Annotated in this window: 3 protein-coding genes; 2 read left to right on the top strand and 1 reads right to left on the bottom strand. The window is 66.5% G+C overall.

What is annotated here, in order from left to right:
- Positions 1–48: 48 nt before the first annotated feature.
- A complete protein-coding gene (locus tag ACIO92_RS34085) occupies positions 49–1,143 on the bottom strand; it encodes a serine hydrolase domain-containing protein (RefSeq protein WP_402284409.1) in 1,095 nt (364 codons plus the stop codon).
- Between the two features lie 558 nt (positions 1,144–1,701).
- Here ACIO92_RS34085 and ACIO92_RS34090 point away from each other — a divergent pair.
- Both ACIO92_RS34090 and ACIO92_RS34095 read left to right on the top strand, forming a co-directional pair.
- Positions 1,702–2,355, top strand: a complete 654-nt coding sequence (locus tag ACIO92_RS34090; protein WP_402284407.1) for a recombinase family protein — start codon at positions 1,702–1,704, stop codon at positions 2,353–2,355.
- A gap of 353 nt (positions 2,356–2,708) precedes the next feature.
- Positions 2,709–3,284, top strand: coding sequence for a transcriptional regulator (locus ACIO92_RS34095; protein WP_402284405.1), 576 nt, complete (start codon positions 2,709–2,711; stop codon positions 3,282–3,284).
- Positions 3,285–3,492: the final 208 nt, after the last annotated feature.

Below are 3,492 nucleotides of genomic sequence, written 5' to 3' on the forward strand. Positions count from 1 at the left end.
TGACGCCGACGAACGCCGCCGCCTGCCCGATCGTGACCCCGTTCCTCATCAGCCCAGCTTGCCGCAGAACACCGCGTCGACGAAACGCTGCTGGGCGGTCTGGAATGCCGGTGCTATCGACAGGTCGGCGTCGTCCACCCAGGTCAGCCCGGCGGTCAGGGTCTTGCTGCCGTCCGGGGTGCTGTACATCAGCGCCGCCGAGCCCATGGTGGCGCCGTTGTGGTGGAAGACGGTGCCGCCCTCCGTTTCCTGCGCGAACACTCCCAGGCCGTAGCCGACCGTCGCCTCCGGCGTGCGCATCTCGGCCAGCAGCTCGGCCGACAGGAGCTTGCCGCCCATCAGCGCGGAGAAGTACGTGTGCAGATCCTTGGTGGTCGAGATCATGTCGCCGCCGGCTCCGACCCAGGACGGGTTCTGACGGGTGACATCGACCGTCCGCTCCTGCCCGGCGTCCTCGTAGCGGTAGTAGCCGTGGTTGTGCGGCTCGGGGATCTCCGGCGAGGCGCCCGGCGCCACGGTGCCGGTCATCCCCAGCGGCTCCAGGATCAGCCGCTGCAACTCCTCGGCGAACGAACGGCCGGTAGCCTTCTCGACCACCAGCCGGGCCAGCACGTAGTTGGTGTTGGCGTAGCTCCAGCCCGTACCCGGCGCGAACCGCGTCGGCTTGGACAACGACAGCCGTACCAGCTCTTCGGGCAGGTAGGTCTTGAACTGGTTGTCCACCCACTCCTTGCCCTGCCAGGGGACCCCCAGCACGATCGTCCCGTCCTCGTAGAGCTCGCCGGTGTGGTTGAAGATCCCGCTGGTGTGCTGCAGCAGCATCCGCACGGTGATCCGCCGGTCGAGACCGAACTCAGGCAGGTAGTCATCGGCCGGGGCATCCAGGCCGATCCTGCCCTCGGCCACCAGCAAGAGCACCGAGGTGGCGACGAAGCTCTTGGTGCTGCTGCCGATGCGGAAGTGCCCGTTCGTCAGCGGCTTGGCGCTCTGGCCCAGCTCGCGCGCACCGGCGCTGCCAACCCACTCGCCCTGCTCGTCGTTCACCCGGAGCTGGATCCCTACGAAACCGGACTCGGCCAACTCCTCGATCGCCTTCTGCAGCTCCGGACGATCCTGCCCCTGGCCAAAAAGGTTGGTGGACATGTTGCTCCTTCACATCGGTTGTGCCCGGGTCGGCGTCGTGTGCCGATGCGACGAGCCTCCACCCTGCCCCAAGGTCAACCTCAACTGTGATCCAGCCCACGGTCGCTTCCAGTCGGCGTGACTGGCAGGAAGGACTTCCGGCCCCCGTCCGTATCCTGGCCGCCCGCTTCGCTGACCCGCGTCGGGACTGGGCAGCCATTCCCGGCGGCGACCGCGGTGTTTCATAGGCGGTCGCTCGCGAAACAGGCGATCACCCGGCGGTCCACCTGTGGCAATCGTGTTTCATGAGTTGTTGCAAACGACTGGACGTCTGAAACTCCATCATGAAGCAGTCCGGGGTCGTGAGTGACGACTTCAAGCGCGCGGAAACGCACAACTGCCCGATGTCCACCTGCGTCGCCCCGGCGGGCTCCCCGTGCCGCACCGGCAAGGGTCAAGTGACCATCCAGTACCACACCGCCCGCTTCCGCCTCGTGCCCCAACTCGCCAAGGCGCTCAGCGTGCCGACCCCCGCCGCACGCAAGCCGGGGTCGGTGTGGACTGAGCTGCCCCCGGCCGGTGAGCGCCGGCGCCGAACCGGTCGGGCACGTCCGCCTCGGATACGCACGCGCCTCGACCGCCCGGCAGTCCCTCGACGCACAGCGCGACTCCCTCGCCGAGGCCGGGATCACCCGCGTCTTCTCGGAGAAGATCTCCACCCGTGCCACCAGGCGCCCTGAGCTGGAGGCCGCCGTGAAGCTCGCCGGGGAGATCCGCTCCTCCGGCGTCGCCGTCACCCTTGTCGTCCACGAGCACAAGCGGCTCGGCCGCGGCATCGAACTTGCCATGCTCGCCGAGGAGCTGAAGGCGAGTGACGTCGGCCTGGAATTCCTCACCGGGGAACTGAAGGGCTCGCACGATCCCTCCGGCATCGTGTTCACGGTGCTCGCGGCCATGTCCGGCATGGAGCGCGAGTACATCCGCGACCGCACCCTCGAAGGCCACGAGTCCGCCCGCAAGCGCGGCAAGACCATCGGCGGCGCGGGCGTCACCGACGAGTCCATGCTCTCCATGGCCCTCCACCTACGTGATCAGGAGATGAGCCTGCGCGACATCGCCAAGCGACTCGTCATTACCACGGGCGCGAAGAAGGGCCAGCACCCCTCACCCGCCACCGTCATGCGGATGCTGCGCGAACACGACGAGAAGGCCGCCGCAGAGGCGAGCGCATGATCACCCCGCTACTTTGCGGCTGGCGTCTGAGCTAGGACTCCGGGGCCCGTACGCGCCGCCCCGGACGCCGTGGCGGCGCGGGTCCGCCGTGCTGCGCTTCGACCCGAGGTCGAGGCGCGGTTCGTCGGGCCGTTTCGCCCCGGTGCCTCACATGCGAGACGCGTAGTTCCATCCGCCGTGTCCCGGGGCCCGCCGTTGTTGCCCGGCCAGCGCGTCCCGGCCCCGGGGCACACCAGGGCCTCTAATTCTCTTTCTGGCGTTGTGGTCTGATTCCTTGTCATGAAATTATGAGGCTCTGTTTTCTGGTACCTTTGCTGTGGCGAGGGTTTCTGTTCCGAGGGTGGTGGAAGGTAATGCCGGAGAGGAATATCGAGTTCGGGAAGTACGGTGCTCTGGGTTCCAAGGGGCATGAATTCGTGGCCCGGAAGCTTGATGAATTCGCCGGGTTCGTGGCCACACCGGTCGGGCAGCGCCGTGGACTCATGGCCCGGCTGAACTACCTCACCCGTACTGACCACGCCCGCGCCGCCGCCCGTGAGGCCGGACTGACCGTCACCGACCGGACCATCAAGGCCTGGAAGGACGGCAGACGGAACCCCTCCGCCCGCAACCTGGAGCGCCTGGAAGCAGCTTACAAGGCCGTACGGCGCCAGAACGTCGCCCGGTACCTCACAGGCCGCCTCAACCGGACAGGACGCGGCACACGGGTCGAGTTCCACCCCCTCATCCAGTCCCAGGTCACCCGCCCCCACCAAAGAGCCGTGGAATACCGGCATCTGAATGTCCGTAAGTGGGACAGAATCGTGAGCACCTGGGCCGCAGGAGACCATGCAGCCATGGAAGACGTCTGGACCGACGAAGTCGTCCAGGACCTCGGATCACAATGGGGAGCCTACGAATACGTTTCCAACATCGGATTCTCTGCCTGACCAAAAACCACCCGCACCTCAAAAACAGACCTCCCCCACCCTCCCAGCCAGCCGCCTTTTCGGGAAATCGCGGAGCGAATTCCCGAGGGGGAGAGTCGCGGAGCGATTCTCCCCGGAATTGCGGAGCAATTCCCGAACTCCCGCGCTGAGCGGTTGAGTTGACGTCGGTTATCGTGTTAGCTTGTGGTATGTGGTTTTGAGTTTGATT

Source organism: Streptomyces sp. NPDC087215 (assembly GCF_044744885.1).
GTDB lineage: Bacteria > Actinomycetota > Actinomycetes > Streptomycetales > Streptomycetaceae > Streptomyces.